Annotated in this window: 14 protein-coding genes; 5 read left to right on the top strand and 9 right to left on the bottom strand. The window is 67.8% G+C overall.

Annotated features, from left to right (window positions below; translation table 11 throughout):
• Positions 1-12: 12 nt before the first annotated feature.
• Complete coding sequence (locus tag OG326_RS26350; RefSeq protein ID WP_327139801.1) at positions 13-306, bottom strand: hypothetical protein; 294 nt, start codon at positions 304-306, stop codon at positions 13-15.
• A 27-nt stretch (positions 307-333) separates the two neighbouring features.
• Positions 334-2,970: a LuxR C-terminal-related transcriptional regulator gene (locus OG326_RS26345; protein ID WP_327139800.1), complete on the bottom strand. Its 2,637-nt coding sequence runs from the start codon at positions 2,968-2,970 to the stop codon at positions 334-336.
• A gap of 128 nt (positions 2,971-3,098) precedes the next feature.
• Between OG326_RS26345 and OG326_RS26340 the strand changes: the two genes are divergently transcribed.
• Both OG326_RS26340 and OG326_RS26335 read left to right on the top strand, forming a co-directional pair.
• Entirely contained in the window at positions 3,099-3,566 is a 468-nt protein-coding gene (locus OG326_RS26340) for a nuclear transport factor 2 family protein (protein WP_327139799.1), read from the top strand.
• A gap of 170 nt (positions 3,567-3,736) precedes the next feature.
• A complete protein-coding gene (locus OG326_RS26335) occupies positions 3,737-4,624 on the top strand; it encodes an NAD-dependent epimerase/dehydratase family protein (protein ID WP_327139798.1) in 888 nt (295 codons plus the stop codon).
• 78 nt (positions 4,625-4,702) lie between these two features.
• Here the strand turns inward: OG326_RS26335 and OG326_RS26330 are convergent, their stop codons facing one another.
• From OG326_RS26330 to OG326_RS26300, 7 genes are all read right to left on the bottom strand, one after another.
• Positions 4,703-5,884, bottom strand: coding sequence for an acyl-CoA dehydrogenase family protein (locus tag OG326_RS26330; RefSeq protein ID WP_327139797.1), 1,182 nt, complete (start codon positions 5,882-5,884; stop codon positions 4,703-4,705).
• On the bottom strand, positions 5,881-6,717 hold the full coding sequence (locus OG326_RS26325) for an alpha/beta fold hydrolase (protein ID WP_327139796.1): 837 nt from the start codon (positions 6,715-6,717) through the stop codon (positions 5,881-5,883). Before OG326_RS26325 ends, OG326_RS26330 begins: the two co-directional genes overlap by 4 nt.
• Positions 6,714-7,166, bottom strand: a complete 453-nt coding sequence (locus tag OG326_RS26320; protein ID WP_327139795.1) for a MaoC family dehydratase — start codon at positions 7,164-7,166, stop codon at positions 6,714-6,716. The genes OG326_RS26325 and OG326_RS26320 overlap by 4 nt, the downstream gene beginning before the upstream one ends.
• Positions 7,167-7,176: 10 nt before the next feature.
• Positions 7,177-8,868 (bottom strand): PHA/PHB synthase family protein, encoded by a 1,692-nt coding sequence (locus OG326_RS26315; RefSeq protein ID WP_327139794.1) that lies wholly within the window; start codon positions 8,866-8,868, stop codon positions 7,177-7,179.
• Positions 8,869-8,872: 4 nt separating this feature from the next.
• Positions 8,873-10,387, bottom strand: a complete 1,515-nt coding sequence (locus OG326_RS26310) for a long-chain-fatty-acid--CoA ligase (protein WP_327139793.1) — start codon at positions 10,385-10,387, stop codon at positions 8,873-8,875.
• Between the two features lie 161 nt (positions 10,388-10,548).
• Entirely contained in the window at positions 10,549-11,319 is a 771-nt protein-coding gene (locus tag OG326_RS26305) for a PucR family transcriptional regulator (protein ID WP_327139792.1), read from the bottom strand.
• Between the two features lie 132 nt (positions 11,320-11,451).
• Positions 11,452-12,723, bottom strand: coding sequence for a PucR family transcriptional regulator (locus tag OG326_RS26300; protein ID WP_327139791.1), 1,272 nt, complete (start codon positions 12,721-12,723; stop codon positions 11,452-11,454).
• A 167-nt stretch (positions 12,724-12,890) separates the two neighbouring features.
• On the opposite strand from OG326_RS26300, the gene OG326_RS26295 reads away from it, so the two are divergent.
• From OG326_RS26295 to OG326_RS26285, 3 genes are read left to right on the top strand one after another with little or no spacing between them, the layout of a single operon-like run.
• Positions 12,891-14,351: a class I adenylate-forming enzyme family protein gene (locus OG326_RS26295; RefSeq protein ID WP_327139790.1), complete on the top strand. Its 1,461-nt coding sequence runs from the start codon at positions 12,891-12,893 to the stop codon at positions 14,349-14,351.
• A 34-nt stretch (positions 14,352-14,385) separates the two neighbouring features.
• The gene (locus tag OG326_RS26290; RefSeq protein ID WP_327139789.1) at positions 14,386-16,170 is read left to right on the top strand and encodes a DUF3556 domain-containing protein; all 1,785 of its coding nucleotides are present in this window, start codon (positions 14,386-14,388) and stop codon (positions 16,168-16,170) included.
• A complete protein-coding gene (locus OG326_RS26285) occupies positions 16,167-17,597 on the top strand; it encodes a phytoene desaturase family protein (RefSeq protein WP_327139788.1) in 1,431 nt (476 codons plus the stop codon). The genes OG326_RS26290 and OG326_RS26285 overlap by 4 nt, the downstream gene beginning before the upstream one ends.
• The last annotated feature ends 31 nt before the right edge of the window (positions 17,598-17,628 follow it).

Raw genomic sequence — 17,628 nt, 5'->3', positions numbered from 1 at the left:
TCGGCCACCCACCTACAGCACCGCTGCGCCGCAGCTGCCAAATTCCTGTGACTGCGGGGGCGGTGGGAGCTTGCGCATCTCCAGCAGGTCGAGGCCGAGGGTTTCGATCTCGGCCAGGACGCCGTAGAGGGCGGAACGGTCGGGAAGGAGCCCGGTGAGAACGCTGTCGGCGCCCTGATGGCGGCATGACATCCGGGGGAAGGCGGCCAGGGCGGTGGGGCCGAGATGCCCGCGGACCCGGATCATGATGTAGCTCGGGTCGTCGCCCATGGTGCAATTGTGCTGGCGGCCAGGGTGAATCGGCATCACCGGAATCGGGTGAGCCCATAGCCGTCAGGTGCGTCCGGCGGACAGCAGATGCAGTTCGCGGCCGCGCTGAACGGCGGTGGAGCGGTCGGTGACGCCGAGTTTGGTGTAGATATTGCGAATGTGGGTGTTGACGGTGTTCACCGAGACCGACAGCTCCCCGGCGATTTCGGGCCGGGTGAGGTTCGTCGGTAGATAGCGCAGCAGGCGCAGTTCGGTCGGGCTGAGGTGCTCGGCGGGTGGTACGACGGTGCGGGCCGGCGGGCTGCCCTGGGCGGCGTCGAGAATATCGGTGATCAATGCCGCATGTGAAGTGCTGTGTGCTGGAACGGATTCCAGCAATTCCCAGCCGCCGGTCAGAATGAACGGCAGGATCAGGCGCTCCGGCTCGGCCAGCTCCAGCGCTGCCTCGACGCCGGCGCGCAGCGCGCGGTCCTCCTTCTCGGCGCGGCAGGCGAGCGCGTTCAGGAGGTGGGCCTCGACGCGGGTGAAGTCGTGGGTGACGGGCGCGGACCCGTCGAGCACCGCCCGCAGTGTGCTGCGTGCCGACGCCGGATCGTTCTCCGCCAGGCACACAATGGCTGTCGCAGTGCGGATTTCGCCGTTGTCCGTGTGTTGTCCGCCCAGCGCGGCGAGCGTCGCGCGTGCCTTCCCCGGCATGCCGAGCCGAGCCTGCGCGGCCACCGCACCCCCGAGGACCCGGCCCGCGAGCGCGTGTTCCCCAGCCATATTCGCCTGTACCTGTCCGGCGATCTCGAATTCCGCCAGCGCCTGTCGGTATCGGCCGCGCGCGGCGTGCAGCATGCCGCCCAGCAGATGCAGCAGCAATCGCAGCCCCGGTTCGCTGCCTTCCCGGGTGACCCGCAGCGCGCGGTCCAGCCAGTGTTCGCCCTCGTCGAATGCGCCGGTCCAGATCATCGTCCCGGCCAGCGTCGCCAGCGCCGGGGCGATCACCGGCTGCTCGTCCCACCCGTGCTCGGCGGCCAAAGCGATTGCGGCGCTGCTGAATCGGCGAGCTTCGGTGAGGGAGCGGGCGGTCGCGGCGAAGCCCAGCTGGGCGCGGCAGGCGACCTCCAGGTAGGGGCGGCCGATCTCGCGGGCGAGCTCCGCGCCCTCCCGCAGGTGGCGCTCGCTCTCGGGCATGCGCAACGACCAGGACTCTGCCACACCGAGATTCAGCAGCGCGATGGTCCGCAGATCGCTGCCGAGCGCGATATCGGCATTGGACTGCCCTGCCGCCGGTGCGGGCAGCGAGTTCACCTGTTCGACAACACCGTCGAAGTGCCCCCGCAGCCGCGCGAGCAGTAGTTCGAGCGAGAGGATCGCCAGCTGCCGCCGATGCCGGCGGTCCGGTGGCGCGGCCGCTGCGGCGGACCGGGCGAGATGCAGGTGTGCGGCGGCCTCGTCCAGCCGGAGCTGGTCCAGGTCGGCGATCGCGTACACCGGCGCCAGTTCCGGCGAGTTCTCGCCGGGCCCGGACGGGAACGACCGCAGCAGCGCCCGGACCGTGCCCGCGCGCCCGTCGAGGGTCAGGCTCAGTGCGTGCTCGGTGAGCAGCTCGGCCGCCTCGGTCCAGTCACCCGCGGCCTGGAAGTGCCCGATGGCCTCGGCGGTGTATCCGTGCGCGGCCAGCCACCGCGCGGCGCGCGCATGCAGTCCGGGGAGCTCCGCGGTCGCGGTGCGGCGCAATTCCAGCCGCAGCAGTCCACGGAAGAGGTGGTGGTAGCGGAACCACATCCGGCCCGGATCGAGGGAGACGACGAAGGCGTTCGCATCCTCCAGGTCCAGCAGTATGCGTGCGGATCCGGCGGATCCCGTCAGCAGATCCGCCAGCTCACCGTTGACCCGGTCCAGCAGCGAGGTGCGCAGCAGCAGCCGCTGCACATGCGCGGGCTGCTGTTCGAGCATCTCCGCGATCAGATACTCCGCGACGGTCCGATCGCTGCCGGAGAACTCCGCGACGAAGCGTTCCGGATCGGGGTGATCGGCGAGGGAGAGCGCGGCCAGCCGCAGCCCGGCCACCCAGCCTTCGGTGCGCTGGTGCAGCAGTTCGGCCGCCCGGTGCGGGAGTGTGAGACCTGCGGCGGTGAGGAATTGGCTCGTCTCGATTTCGGTGAAACGCAGGTGCGCACTGCGGAGTTCGGTCAATTCACCGGCGAGGCGCAGGCGGTGCAGGCGCAGTGGGGGATCGCGGCGGGCGGCCAGGATCGCATGGACGTGCGGGGGGAGATCGGTGAGTAGTGCGGTGAGCTGTTCGAAGGTCTCGGGCGCACCGATCTCGTGCAGATCGTCGATGACGAGGACGAGCGTGCCGTCGACCTCGGAGAATTCGGCCAGCAGCCGCTCCGCCATGGTATCGCCGTTGAAATCGGGTGTGGCAGAGGGAATTACGGCATGCCCCGCATCGCTTGCCGCGGCGCGGACCGCGCCGAGCAGTGCGAGCCAGAAGGGCTGCGCGTCGTGCTGTCCGGGCCGCACGGTGACGAAGGCGATCCGCCGCGTACGTCCCGGCCCCTCCGCCCAGCTGCGCAGCAGCGAGGTCTTGCCGCTGCCCGCGGGTGCGGAGATGATCGTCACGGGCTTGTCCGTGCCGCGATCGAGCGCGGCGACCAGCGCGCGGCGATCGATCAGGCCGGATCGACCGGATACAGGCGAACGAGTCATCTGCCCTCCTCCTGACCTGCGCCAGCTTAATTCGCGCCCGGTGCACACGTCACCGGATCGTGCCCCGCCGAGTGATAGTGCTTTGATATAGCTGTCAATCAGTGCTCCACAGGCACGAAGGGGATCCGATGACCTCCCACTCGACACTCTCGCCCCAGGACGCCGCCGACCGTCTCGCCATTCGCGGGCTGATCGACGCCTACGCCCACTGCGCCGACCACCGCGACGCCGAGGGACAGCTCGCGCTCTTCACCCCGGACACCCACTTCCTGGTGTTCATGGACTCCTCCTCGGCCGAACCGACCCAGGATCTGCACGGCCGCGATGCCCTCGTCCCGGTCTTCGACAATCTGAACGTCTACGCCAGGACCACACACTTCAACGGCCAGAGTTCGGTCGCCCTGGCCGGTGATCATGCGACCGGTGAAAGCTACTGCCTGGCCCATCACCTGTCCTTCGACGAGGACGGCGGGCGCTCACTCATGATCGCTTCCATCCGCTATATCGACCAGTTCGTCAAGAACGACGGCGAATGGCTCTTCGCGGAGCGCCGCCTCATGGTCGACTGGACCGAAACCCGCACCAGCACACCGTAGCCCGGCGAGATACCCACGTTCACCGGAATCAGGTGACGACCGCTCACCTCCTCGGCTGCGAGGCTCGATCCAGTGCCTGACGGCGCGGCCGAGCGTAGGAGGAGAACGGCAGTGGGTAATAAGGAGATCGTCCGGAACGCGTCCCCGATCACCGGGGAGCGGTGAGATTCATGGATATTCTGCTCACCGGTGCGACCGGATATGTCGGTTCGCACATTTCGAGCGCCCTGACCGGTGCGGGGCATACCGTGACAGCGGTCGTCCGCAGTGAGGAAAGCGCGGCGAAGGTCAAGTCCGACAGGGTGACCCCGGTGATCGGCGCGATCACCGATGAGACGTTTCTCGTCGAGGCGCTGCGCCAGGCCGACGGCGCGATACACGCTGCCACGCCGGGCGATCAGACCGCCGCCGAATTCGATGCGGCCGTGGTGCGCGCCGTCGCCCGGGCGTTCGGTGATACCGGCAAGCCGTACGCGCATATCGCCGGTATGTGGGAGTTCGGTTCGGGGACCGATATCGTCGAGGATCAGCCGTTCGACCCGCCCGCGCTGGTCGCCTGGCGACCGGCGATCTGCCAACAGGCGCTTGATATTCCGGGCGCCCGGGTATCGATCATCTCCTCGGCGGGCGTCTATGGAGACGGGGGCGGACTTCCGAATCTTATTGCGGGCGCGCCGAAGGACAGCGAGGGCAGGCTCACCACGATCGGTTCCGGTCGGCAGCACTGGGGAACGATTCACGCGGCAGACCTGGCGGAGGTGTTTCTCCGCGTGATCGAATCATCCACTGCCAGTGGCCGGTTCATCGCGGCCAGCGGTGACAACCCCACCGTCCGCGCCATGGCCGAGGCGGCCGCCCGCGCGGCCGGGGCGCCCGGCGTAGTCACCGAATCAGATGAGGCGGCACGCGATCGCATCGGCGCCTACCTGGCCGATGCCTTGCTCTTGGACCAGCAGACCAGGGCCGAGCGCGTGCGATCGGTGCTCGGTTGGACTCCGCAGCGGCCCACCGTGCTCGAAGAACTGGAATTCGGCAGCTACGCCCGTACGGCACAGTGAGTCTGCTGAGCCGAGAGCGTTCGGTATCGAGGATGGTGATGTCCGCACCGCCATCCTCGACCGCTCCGGCGCATGCGCTCAGACGAATGCGCTCAACCCGGTGATGGCGCGGCCCACGATGAGGGTGTTCATCTCCCGCGTGCCCTCGTAGGAGTAGATGGCCTCGGCGTCGGCGACGAAGCGGCCGACATTGTGTTCCAGCAGAATTCCATTGCCGCCCATCAATTCCCGTGCCCAGCCGACGGTTTCACGCATGCGCACGGTGCACCAGGCTTTGGCCAGCGAGGAGTGGCGGTCCTCGGCGCGGCCCTGGTCCTGTAGCTGAGACAGCCGCGCGCACAGCGCCCAGGACGAGGTGATATTGCCGAGCATGCGCACCAGAAGGTCCTGTACGAGCTGGAATCCGGCGATGGGGCGGCCGAACTGCTCACGTTCCAGGGCATAGCGCAGGGCGTTCTCGTAGGCGCCGCGGGCGCAGCCGACCGCCATCCAGGCCACGCCCGCGCGCGTCATGCGCAACACCGCGGCGGTGTCGCGGAAGCTGTCGGCGTGCTGCAGTCGATCGGCCTCGGGCACCCGGACATCGGTGAGGGTGATGAGCGCGTTCTGCACCACCCGCAGCGCGATCTTGTCCTCGAGCTTCTCGGTGTGGAATCCGGGGCTGCTGTTGTCCACCACAAACCCTTTGACCTGGCCGTCGGCAAGATCCTTGGCCCAGATGACGGTGAGATCGCCGAAGGTGGCGTTGCCGATCCACTTCTTGCGGCCGTTGAGCACCCAGGTATCGCCCTCGCGCCGCGCGGTGGTGCGCAGACCCCCCGACGCGCCGGATCCGACCTCCGGTTCGGTCAGCCCGAAGGCGCCGATCCGCTCCAGCCGCGCCATGGCGGGCAGGAACCGCTCGCGCTGGGCATCGTTGCCGCACAGGTAGATCGAGCCCATGGACAGGCCCCCGTGCACACCGGCGAAGGTGGCGATGGACGGATCGGTGCGGGCCAGCTCCATCGCGACCATGCCGTCGAGCAGGAAAGACCTTCCCGGACAACCGAATCCCTGATAGGGCAGCCCCGCGATGCCGAGTTGCCGGAAGCCCGGCACGATCTCGAACGGGAAGCTGCCGCGCTGCCAGTGCTGATTGATGATCGGCTCCACCTCGGTCTTCATGAATTCCCGGACCCGGTGCAGGACTTTGGTTTCGCTGTCGTCGAGCAGGTCCTCGAGGGCGTAGAAGTCGGCGCTGTCGATGGGGGAGGTACTCATGGCCGTTCATTTCTCTCGGTGCGGAAGGCTTCGATCACCGGGGCCAGCGCACCGGCATTGGTGATCAGGTCGACGTGCCCGCCCGCATGCAGGTGCACGGTCGCATGCGGCAGCAACCGGCCCATGATGCGGGCATTGACCACCGGAATGATCGGATCGTCGGTGCCGGCCAGGATCAGGGTGGGCTGGCGGATGAGCGGCAGTGCGAACAGGCTCGTCCACACCGATCCGGCCAGCAGCTGATGCAGATAGCCGATCCGCGATCCGGCCATCAACTGCCGGTCGAACAGCTGCTCGACAATGGCGGCGTCATGGCGGACGGTGCCGCCGTAGAGTTCGCCCGCAATGCCCGCGGCGTACCGGTGATCCAGAAAGCGGTGCGGGGTCAGCATTTTCAGCAGCGCCCGCGGTCGCCCCGGCACCATGAGGACGCCGGTACCGGTGGAGACCAGCACCAGCCTGCGGCATCGGCGCGGATTCTGGAAGGCGTACTGCTGGGCGAGCGCGCCACCCCAGGACAGGCCGAGCACGTCGACCTGCCCATTGATGCCCAGCTTGCGCAGGACTTCCCGAAGCACCGCGGCGAGATACGGAAACCCGTACGGCAGCGGCGAATTCGGTGATCCGCCGCTGCCCGGCACATCGAACCGCACCACCGTGGTCGCCGGATCCAACGCGGCTACGAAAGGATCGAAGACCTCCAGTGCGGCCCCGATGCCATTGCACAGCACCAGCGGAACACCCGAGCCCCAGCGCACGCTGACCCGGATCTGCTGTCCCACGACGGCGATCAGTCGCTGCTCGACGGCATCGGCGGGCACCGGGGCGCTCACGGGTAGAGCACCACGACGTCGGCGACGCAGGCCGGACGGGTACCGCCGTCGATCTCGTAGGTGAGCCCGAATACCGCCTCCACCCCGGAGGTCTTCTGCTGCGCGGCATTCAGCGTCACCACCGCCCGGATCTTCGAACCCACCGGCACCGGCGCGGGAAAGCGCACCTTGTTCAAGCCGTAGTTCAGCGCCGCGGTGAGCTCGCGGATCTCGAGGACGTCGGAGATGACCACGGGCGCGAGGGACAGTGTGAGATACCCGTGGGCGATGGTCCCGTGGAACGGCCCGGTCGCCGCTCGCTGCGGATCGGTATGTATCCATTGGTGATCGCCGGTGGCCTCGGCGAACCGATCGACCTGCGGCTGGGTGATCTCCCTCCACTCGGTGGTGCCGAGCTGCTGTCCGGCGAGCCCGATGAGATCGGCCGGACTGTCGAGTTGTGTTGTCATGGCGAACCTTTCAGTGAGCGAGTACGTATTTTCCGGGAGCAGGTTGCAGGGGCGGCAGCTCCGCGGTCCCGAGGGTGGCGGGCGCATCCTTCTGCGGTCCGCTGCGATCGGCGAGCCAGAGTGTGAAGTCCGGCCACCACGAACCCGATTGCTGCGGTGCGGCATCCACCCACGCGCCCGGATCGGCCTGGTCGGTGGGCCCGATGCGGAAGGCGGCCTTGGGATTTCCCGGCGGATTGACCAGTGCGGCGATATGCCCGCTGGTGGACAGGACGAACCGCAGATCCTTGCTGCCCAGCAGCCGGGCGCTGCGATAGCAGGCCTGCCACGGCGAGATGTGATCGGTGAGCCCGGCGACCACATAACTGTCGACGGTGATCCGGGACAGATCCACGGGCGTCCCGAGCATGCGCACCGAATTCGGCACGGTCAGCGCATTGTGCACGCCCAGCATGACCATATCGCGGTGCAGCGCCGCCGCCATCCGGGTGGTGTCGGCATTCCAGAACAGCACATCGAACGCGGCCGGCGCGCGGCCCTGCAGATAGTTGTTGACCCAGTACCGCCACACCAGATCGGTGGGCCGCAGCCAGGCGAACACCTCGGCGAGCGCGCGCCCGTCCAGATAACCCTTGCGCGCCGAGACCGCGATGGCCATCTTGGCGGTCTCCTCGTCGATGGCGGCCGCGGCGAATCCGGCGTGGCTCTGATCGAGCACGGTCACCATGAGCGTCAGGCTCGCCAGCCGGTGATCCTGGCCGATCTCGGTGAGGTGCGCCGCGGTCATGGCCGCGAGAATCCCGCCGGAGCAGGACGCCTGCAGATGCGTGCGTTCGCACCCGGTGATCCGCTCGACGGCGTCCATCGCGTCGACAATGGCCTGCCCGTAGGTGTCGAATCCCCAATCACGTTGTGCGGCGGTGGGATTGCGCCAGGAGATGGCGAACACCTGCTGTCCCTGTGAGAGGAAGTATTCGATCATGCTGCGCCCGGGTGCGATATCCATGACGTAGTACTTGTTGATCACCGGCGGCACCATGAGCAGCGGGATGGTGCGCACCTTGTCGGTCTGCGGCGCGTACTGGATCAGTTCGAAGACCTCGGTGCGCAGCACCACCGATCCCTTTGTGGCGGCGACATTCTCGCCGAGGGTGAACGCGTTCGCCTCGACCATGGCGGGAACCCTCGGCGCACTGGCCATATCACCGGCGAAGTGCCGCAGTCCGCGCACCGCGCTGAGCCCGCCGGTATCGATCAGCGCCTTCCACCCCAGCGGATTGAGCAGCGGATTATTGCTCGGCGACAGACCTTCGAGCACATTGTCGACCACAAAGCGCATCCACTCGTCGTCGCGCCAGTCCAGATGCGCGTCCGTCAGCAGCTGCTCGGCGGTATCGCCGGCCGCCAGGTACGCCTGCATACTGCGCTTGAGCAGCGGATTGCCCTGCCAGGCCGGATCGGCGAAACGCTTGTCCGCCTTGGCCGGAGCCCGCTGCGAGCGCCCCCGCGCGATATCCACCAGCTCCTGGCCCAGGCTCGACACCCGCCCGCCGACCACGCCGGGGCGGCGGGCCAGCTGCACGGCCAGGCGGCTCCAGGAATTATTGGGCAGCATGCGGCGTCCGATGCCGACGGCCGAACTGGTCAGCAGCAGATCCAGCGGTGCGGCCAGTTCGTCGGCGTGGTCGAGATTGGTCACCATGTGCTCACTTCTCCTGGAATTCGGGAAATTCGGGTCGCTGCACCGCGCGGCGCAGAATCTTTCCGGTGGGCCCCTTGGGCAGGCTCTCGGCGAGCCAGACGCGGCGGGGGTATTTGTAGGCGGCGATGCGTTCCTTGACGAACCGCCGCAACTCGTCGGGATCCGCCTGCGCACCGGCCTTCAGCACGACGGCCGCGCCGACCTCTTCGCCGAGCGAGGCGTGCGGCAGCCCGACCGCCGCGGCCTCGGCCACCGCCGGATGCTGATACAGCACCTCTTCGACCTCGCGCGGATAGACGTTGTAGCCGCCGCGAATAATGAGTTCCTTCTTGCGGTCGATGATGAAGTAGTAGCCGTCCTCATCGCGGCGGGCGATATCCCCGGTGGCGAACCAGCCGTCGTGCATGGCCGCGGCGGTGGCCTCGGGCTGATTCCAGTAGCCCTTCATCACATTCGGGCCCAGCACCTGGATCTCGCCCGCGACGCCGGGCAGCGTCTCGCGCCCGTTCTCGTCCACCAGCCGCATTCGCACGCCCTCGACCGGCGTGCCGATGGAACCCGGTTTACGTTGCGTGCCAGGGTGATTGAACGAGGCCACCGGTGAGGTCTCGGACAGTCCGTAGCCCTCCAGGATCTCGGCCTCGAACGCCTTCTCGAAATCGTGCAGCACCTGGACCGGCAGCGCGGAACCGCCGGAGACGCAGGTGCGCAGGGTGGCGGTGGCCTGCGGCGGGAACCGGTCGGCCACACCGAGCATGGCCGAATACATGGTCGGCACACCCTCGAAGACGGTGACCCCGTCGCGGCGGATGATGTCGATCGCGGTGGCCGGGTCGAAGCGGGGGAGCAGCGTCAGCGTCGCGCCCGCGGCCAGCGCCGCGTTCATACCGCAGGTCATGCCGAAGACGTGGAACAGCGGCAGGCAGCCGAGCACCACATCGTCCGGTGTCAGGTGCAGCAGGGTGCGGGCGGTGAGATCCTGATTGTTGCCGAGACTGCCGTGGGTGAGCTCCGCGCCCTTGGGGCGGCCGGTGGTGCCGGAGGTGTGCAGAATGACCGCGGTATCGGAGTCGGCGCGTTCGGCGGGCGGGCCGTACGGACTGAAATCCGCTGTGATCGAGTCCAATTCGGCATCATCGACTATCCAGCACTGTGCGCCGGTAGCGGCGCAGGCGGAGATCGCGGCGTCCGCGAAGGCCGGTGTGCCGAACAGGGCGCGGGCGCCGGTATTGGTCAGATAGAACTCCACCTCGCGGGCATGCATGAGCGGGTTCATCGGCACCACGATCGCGCCGAGACGCAGAATTCCGTAGTAGGTCACCGGAACCGCCGCGGTATTGGGCAGCATCAGCCCGACCCGATCGCCCGGGCCGATGCCGGCGGCGGCCAGGAAGGTCGCCGTTCGTCCTGCGGCAGCGTCCAATTCGGCATAGGTGAGGGTGTGCTGGTCGACCCGGGTGGCGATTCGGTCCGGCCACCGCAGTGCGGCGGCGGTGAGGTTGAGGGCGAGATTCGGCACGGAGTGCCCCTTTCGACTGCGATTCGCCGGTCTCTCCATGGTTTTGCACCACAAGATCGGAGTCGATGTGCCCGCGGACAATGTCCCTGCCGCGACGGTGTTCGGCAGGACACCGCCGCGGCGGTGCGAGGCGCTTACCCTGGGCGCGGGAATGCGGGCGTTCACAGCAGCCGCCGCTGCACTTCGAAGGCGAAGCAGAGTTCGGCGAGATCCCGTGGCCGCGAGAGCGATCTGCCGGTGCGCTCCTCGATGCGGTGCAACCGGTAGCGCACCGTATTGGGATGGCAGAACAGCAGTTCGCCGGTGGTGCGCAGCGAACCGTCGTGCTGCACCCAGACCCGGAAGGTCTCGAACAGCACCTGCCGCTCGTCCTCGGCCAGTTCGTCGAACGAATCAATCAGGGGGGCAACGAGTTTGGTCGTCACCTCGGGTGCGCTCACGGCGGCGCTGCCGAGTATCGAGCTGTCGAAGACCGATACGAGTTCACCCGATTCCCCGCGTCCGCGCAGGGCGATGCGCGCATAGCGCAGCGCCTGGGCGGTATCGCGGAGATCGTCGAAGCGGGAGCTCACCCCGACCCGCGTGGTCGCGGTGCGGGAGAGCAGGGCGAGCGTATTCGTCCACTGTGTCTCGGTCCGGAAGCTCACCATGCCGATCTGCTGTTCCGGCAGCAGCCACCAGGCAGAGAAGGCGTCGAGGCTGCGCAGTTTGGGTTCGATCTCCGGCAGTGCCGCCACCCCGAGCTCCGGTGCCTGGGCCGCGACCACCACGAACGGGCCGGTGGACGGGAGGCGCAGATAGTCGGCGGCCTCGCACACACTCCACTGGTCGAACAGTCGGCCGTAGAGCAGGTCGTCGATGACCTGATCGGTCCGCCGGGCCGGTTCACCCGCCGTGGTGCTGATCTGCGAGGGTGTCCTGCCGTTGTCCATGGCGAAAAAGGTAGGCCGCACGCGGGCGGTTGCCATTGTCTCGCGGGGACGAAGAACGAGCCGGAGATTGTCTGCGGCACCGTGACCGCCGTCTCCGGCCGTGCGCCGGCGGCGGGGATACCGCGGGCGCGATCAGGCGGCTAGCAGCACCGCTTTCCCGTACCAGTGGCACACCAGCAGGGCGACCTCGACATCGAGCCGGTCCTGCGTGATCGGCCGGCCGCGCCGCGCGATGGCCCGGCCGACCCGGTATTTCACCGAGTTGAAATGCAGATCCAGTTCACCGGCCGCCGCCTTGAAACTCGAACCGGTGCGCAGGAATACGCGCAGGGTCTCGCGCAGGCGCTCATCGTTCTCGGTATCGGCCGCCAGGTCTCCGAGCACCTCGCCCACCCACTCGCGAGTCTGCGTGAGATCACCGCCGAGCAGTGCCGCGGTGGACAGCCCCGGATCCGAGGCGGCCAGAATCGGATTCGGCAGATCGCGCACCAGCGCCACCGCCTGGGCGCGCTCGGCGTACCGGTGCGAGGTGCGGAATCCGTCGACCCCGGCGGCGGCCGGTCCGATCGCGATACCGGGCGAACCGGAGTGTGCCAGTGCGTAGGACCGGATGCGCGGGGCCGGATCGCGAGGATCGCTGCGATAGGGCAGCCATGCCCAGCAGCACACCGGATCGGTGGCGACGAACAGCGGCGCCGCCGCGGTGTCCAGCGCCTCGGCGAGTTCGCGGACGAACTGCTGCAGCCGCGGGATCTCATCGTCCTCGGCCTCGGGATACCACAGCACCAGCGCGACGTGATGCCAGCGCAGCGGATACCGGATGGTGGTGGACGCCGCATCGGCGTCGACCGGTTTGCGGGTGGTCAGCAGTTCGCGGATGCGTAAGGCGCGCACGCTGTTCCGATTCTCCAGCCAGCGCTCGCGCTCATCGTCGTAGATGACGACAACCTGTTCGGTAATCCGGTCGATGTAGTCGAACAGGATCGCGGTGATCCGCTCGATGGTGGTGACCCGGTCTTCGGGCGGGATGGCCATCTCGTGCAGTTCGGCGAACACCATCTCGGTGAGACGGCGCTGCCCGAGGCGATAGGCGCGCACCAGGGCATTGGACGGAATGCCTTGCTGGGCAAGACGTCTGGCGTATTCGACGGCCGCCCCCGGCGCCTGGATGCGCTCGACGGGGATATCGTGGCGCAGCGCGTGCAGCAGGGTGTCGACATTGGCCTCGACGCTCGCGCCGAGCAGATCCGCCGTGCGGGGGTCGCCGCGCAGATCGGCGATGTCCTCCTCGAGTGCGGTGCGAATGGCCGCACTGACCTGGGTCACCCGCGCATTCATCCGCGCGGCGATCGATTCCACATAGCGGCCCACCGCGACGTCGCTGTCGCGCCGCGCAATCGTCACCCCTCCACGGTAGTTCCGTCCGGCGGCCGTGGCTGCGGATTCGCGGACCGGCTCTTGTCCTCCCGGGACAAGGGCGGGTGCGAACTTCGTTCACGGACGACGGTGGCAGACGAGCGGGGGATTTCTACCGTTGGCGGCATCGTTTTCCTCTCCGCAAGGACCTGCTCATGAATCTCTCGGCACTGCCGGACCGCCGGGCCGCCGTCCGCCCGGACGATCCGGCCCTCACCGATGACGGCGTCGCACTGAACAACACCCGCTTCCTCGAGGCGGTGCGGCGTGCCGCGGCCACCCTGCGCGCATACGGCGTCGGGACCGGTGACGTGGTCGCGGTCATGCTGCCCAATACCGCCGATCTGGTGCTGAGCCTGTTCGCCGCTTGGCGATTGGGCGCGGCGGTCACACCGGTGAATCCGGCGCTGGTCACCGCCGAAGTCGCGTATCAGGTGGCCGATGCGGGCGCGAAGGTCTTGATCACCGACCGCGCGTTCGACGGTCCGGTGCGCGCGGTGGTGCCGGTGCGGGAGCTGAGCGCGGGCGGAACCGGCGCGGAGGTCGATCCGGTCGACGCGGGCCCGGAGGCCCTGGCCCTGCTCATCTACACCAGCGGAACCACCGGCCGGCCCAAGGGCGTCATGCTCGATCACGCGAACCTGCTGGCCATGTGCGACATGGTGATCGACGCGCTCGCCCTGACCGAGGCCGATCACAGCCTGCTGATCCTGCCGCTGTTCCATGTGAACGGGATCGTGGCCGGAGTGCTGTCACCGCTGCTGGCGGGTGGGCGCACCACGGTCGCGGGACGCTTCGACGCGGCGACCTTCTTCGACAGCATCGAAAGCACCCGTGCCACGTACTTCTCCGCGGTGCCGACCATCTACACCATGCTGGCCAATCGGCCGGCGCACGTGCGCCCCGACACCTCGTCGGTCCGTTTCGGAATCTGCGGTGCGGCGCCCGCGAGCGTCGAGCTGATCGCCAAATTCCAAGACCGCTACGGCATTCCGATCATCGAGGGCTACGGGCTGTCCGAGGGGACCTGTGCCAGCACCCTCAATCCGGTTGCCGGACTGCGGAAACCGGGCACGGTCGGCATCCCGCTGCCGGGCCAGCGCATTCGCATCCTGGGCGCCGCGGGCGGCGACGCGCCCGCCGGAGAGAGCGGCGAGGTGCTGATCTCCGGGCCGAATGTCATGCGCGGCTACCTCAATCGCCCGGAGGCGACCGCCGCCACGGTGGTGGACGGCTGGCTGCACACCGGCGATATCGGCCGCTTCGACGAGGACGGCTATCTCGTCCTGGTGGATCGGGCCAAGGACATGATCATTCGCGGCGGCGAGAACATCTACCCCAAGGAGATCGAGACCGTCGTCTACCAGCTGCCCGATATTGCCGAGGCGGCGGTGGTGGGCAGGCCCGATCCGGTCTACGGCGAGCAGCCGATCCTGTTCGTCGCGCTCACCGGCGGTTCGGCCTTGGACGCCACCGCGATTCGTGAGCACGCGCGCACCTGTCTGGCGAAATACAAACTGCCCGTGGCGATCCGGATTCTCGGCGAACTGCCCAAGAACGCCGTCGGCAAGATCGACAAACCCGCGCTGCGCCTGCTCGACGCCGACACCCACTGAACCCCCACCTTTTTCACCGATTAGGAGCACTGTCATGGGATTCATCAACCCCGATCTTCCCGCCGTCGAGCCGGAGGACTTCCTGCGGCTGCCGCTCATGGAGCGCATGCGGATACTCGCGGTCAACTGGGCCGAACACGGCTTCGGCTCACCGCGCATGGTGCACACGATCTACATCCTGAAACTGATCGTGCTGTACATCCTCGGCGGCATCGTGGTCGCCACCACCACCTCGCATCTGCCCGCCTTCTGGCATGTCGGGCAGTGGTGGAACCAGCCCATCGTCTATCAGAAGGCGATCCTGTGGACGGTCCTGCTGGAGAGCATCGGCATTGCCGGATCGTGGGGGCCGTTGGCGGGCAAGGTGAAACCCATGACCGGCGGCATCCTGTTCTGGGCGCGCCCGCGCACCATTCGGCTGCGGCCGTGGAAGTGGGTGCCGTTCACCGGCGGGGACCGGCGGAATTGGTTCGACATCACGCTGTACGTCGCGCTGCTGGCGTCCGTCGTCGTCGCGCTGGTTCTGCCTGGCGTGCACAGTGATTCGCTCTCCGCGGCGGTGCCGGGCAATACCTCGGGCCTGGTGAACCCGGCGCTGCTGATCGCGCCGATCGTGCTGCTGATCCTGAACGGGTTGCGGGACAAGACGATTTTCCTCGCGGCCCGTGGTGAGCAGTATCTGCCCGCGCTCTTCTTCTTCGCGGTACTGCCGTTCGTCGACATGATCATCGCGTTGAAACTGCTGATCGTCATCGTGTGGGTGGGCGCGGGAGTGTCCAAGTTCGGCAAGCATTTCGCCCTGGTGGTTCCGCCCATGGTCAGCAACAGCCCGTCGATGCCGTTCACCCGGATCAAGCGCGCCCACTACCGCGACTTCCCGCGTGATCTGCGGCCGTCCCGGATCGCGGATGTGATGGCGCATGTCGGCGGCACCACCGTCGAGGTGATCGCACCGCTGGTGCTGCTGTTCTCCACCAGTCACTGGCTCACCGCGGTGGCGGTCGCGGCGATGGTGATCTTCCACCTGTTCATCGTGTCGACCTTCCCGCTCGCGGTGCCGCTGGAGTGGAATGTGCTGTTCGCCTATGCATCGATGTTCCTGTTCCTGGGTTTCCCGAACGGGAACGGCTACAGCCCGTTCGACCTTTCCTCCCCGTGGCTGGCCGTGGCACTGCTGGCAGGCCTGCTGTTCTTCCCGATTCTCGGCAACTTCCGGCCCGATAAGGTCTCGTTCCTGCCGTCCATGCGGCAGTACGCCGGCAACTGGGCCTCCGCGGTGTGGGCGTTCGCCCCGGGAGCGGAGGGCAAACTGGATCGGGTGACGCGTACCGCGAAGAATCAGGTCGATCAGTTCGTCGATTTCGGTTATGAGCCGCAGTGGGCCGAGATCACCATGCAGCAGGTGACCGCGTGGCGGACCATGCACAGCCAGGGCCGCGGATTGTTCTCGGTCCTGCTGCACAACCTGCCCGATATCGACTCCCGCACCGTGCGTGAGGGTGAGTTCCTCTGCAATTCGCTGATCGGTTTCAATTTCGGCGACGGCCATCTGCACAATGCGGATTTCATCACCGCCGTACAGCGCGAGGCCCGGTTCGAACCGGGTGAGGCCGTCATCGTCTGGGTCGAATCGCAGGCGTGGGGGAGCCGGGTGCAGCACTACCAGCTCATCGATGCGGCGCTCGGCGTGATCGAACGCGGTACCTGGGTGGTCGCCGACGCGGTGGCCGAACAGCCCTGGCTGCCCGACGGACCCATCCCGGTGACGGTCACCTGGACCCGGCCCGCGCAGGACCACGGGCACGGAGCGCTGGCATGACCACCGCGACCGTCGTCGGCGGCGGGCCCAATGGACTCGCCGCCGCCGTTGCCCTCGCGCGGGCGGGTGTGCGGGTGACCGTGCTGGAAGCCGACAGTGAGATCGGCGGCGGCACCCGCACCGTCGAGGCGATCGTGCCGGGACTGCTGCACGATCAGTGCTCGGCGGTGCACCCGATGGCGGTGGGTTCGCCCTTTCTGGCCGAGCTCGGGCTCGAACAGTACGGGTTGTCCTGGCGTACACCGGAAATCGACTGCGTGCATCCGCTCTCCGAGGGGCGCGCCGGTGTGCTGTACCGCTCGGTCGATTGCACCGCCGCAGGGATGGGTTCGGACGGCCGCCGGTGGAAGCTGTTGTTCGGCAGTCCCTCCGAGCATTACGACGCGCTGGCCGAGGACATTATGCGGCCGCTGCTGCGGGTGCCCCGGCACCCGCTCACGCTGGCCCGGTTCGGTGCGCCGACACCCTTGCCCGCCTCCGCACTGGCCCGCGCCTTCCACACCGAGGAGGCCCGAGCCCTGTTCGGAGGTGTTGCGGCCCATGCCTTCCGGCCGCTGCATCTGCCATTGACCTCGGCGATCGGCATGGGAATCCTGACGGCGGGCCATCGGTACGGCTGGCCCGTCGCGGCGGGCGGATCGCAGTCCATCGCCCGCGCGCTGGCGGCCCTGCTGGCGGACCTGGGCGGCAAGATCGAAACCGGAGTCCGGATCGATACCGCCGCCCAGCTGCCACCGTCGGACCTGACCATGTTCGATCTGACGCCGGAGTCCGTCGCCGATATCCTCGGCGACCGGCTCCCGCCGCGAATTGCCCGCGCCTACCGGAACTTTCGCCGCGGGCCGGGTGCGTTCAAGGTGGATTTCGCGGTGGCGGAGGGTGTGCCCTGGGCCAACCCGGACGCCCGCCGCGCCGGGACGGTCCATCTCGGCGGGCCGTACCGTGAAATCGCCACCGCCGAACGTGACGTCCACGCCGGGCGGTTGCCCGATCGCCCGTTCGTACTGGTCGGCCAGCAGTATCTGGCCGATCCGCAGCGCTCGGCCGGTGATGTCCACCCGCTCTGGGCCTACGCTCACGTGCCGCACGGCTACACCGGTGACGCCACGGAGGCGATCATCACCCGCATCGAGCAGTTCGCGCCCGGATTCCGGGAACGCATTGTCGGCCTGACGACCCGCAGCACCACCGAAATGGCGGCCCACAACCCCAATTTCATCGGCGGCGACATCATGACCGGGTCCAAGGATATCCGACAGCTCGTCTTCGGACCGCGAATCACACTGTCCCCGTACACGATCGGTGTGCCCGGGATGTACCTCTGCTCGGCCGCGACGCCGCCCGGCCCGGGAGCGCACGGCATGTGCGGCGCCAATGCCGCCGCCGTGGCGCTGGCCGGTTCGGTCACCGGTTCTCGGCCCGAGTAGCCTCTCTGACAAGGTGATTGGAGTAATCGGT

The sequence above is a fragment of the Nocardia sp. NBC_01327 genome (assembly GCF_035958815.1).
In the GTDB taxonomy this organism is placed as follows: domain Bacteria; phylum Actinomycetota; class Actinomycetes; order Mycobacteriales; family Mycobacteriaceae; genus Nocardia.
The sequence above is the reverse complement of the archived record's forward strand: the minus strand, read 5'-3'. Positions and strand labels throughout refer to the sequence as shown.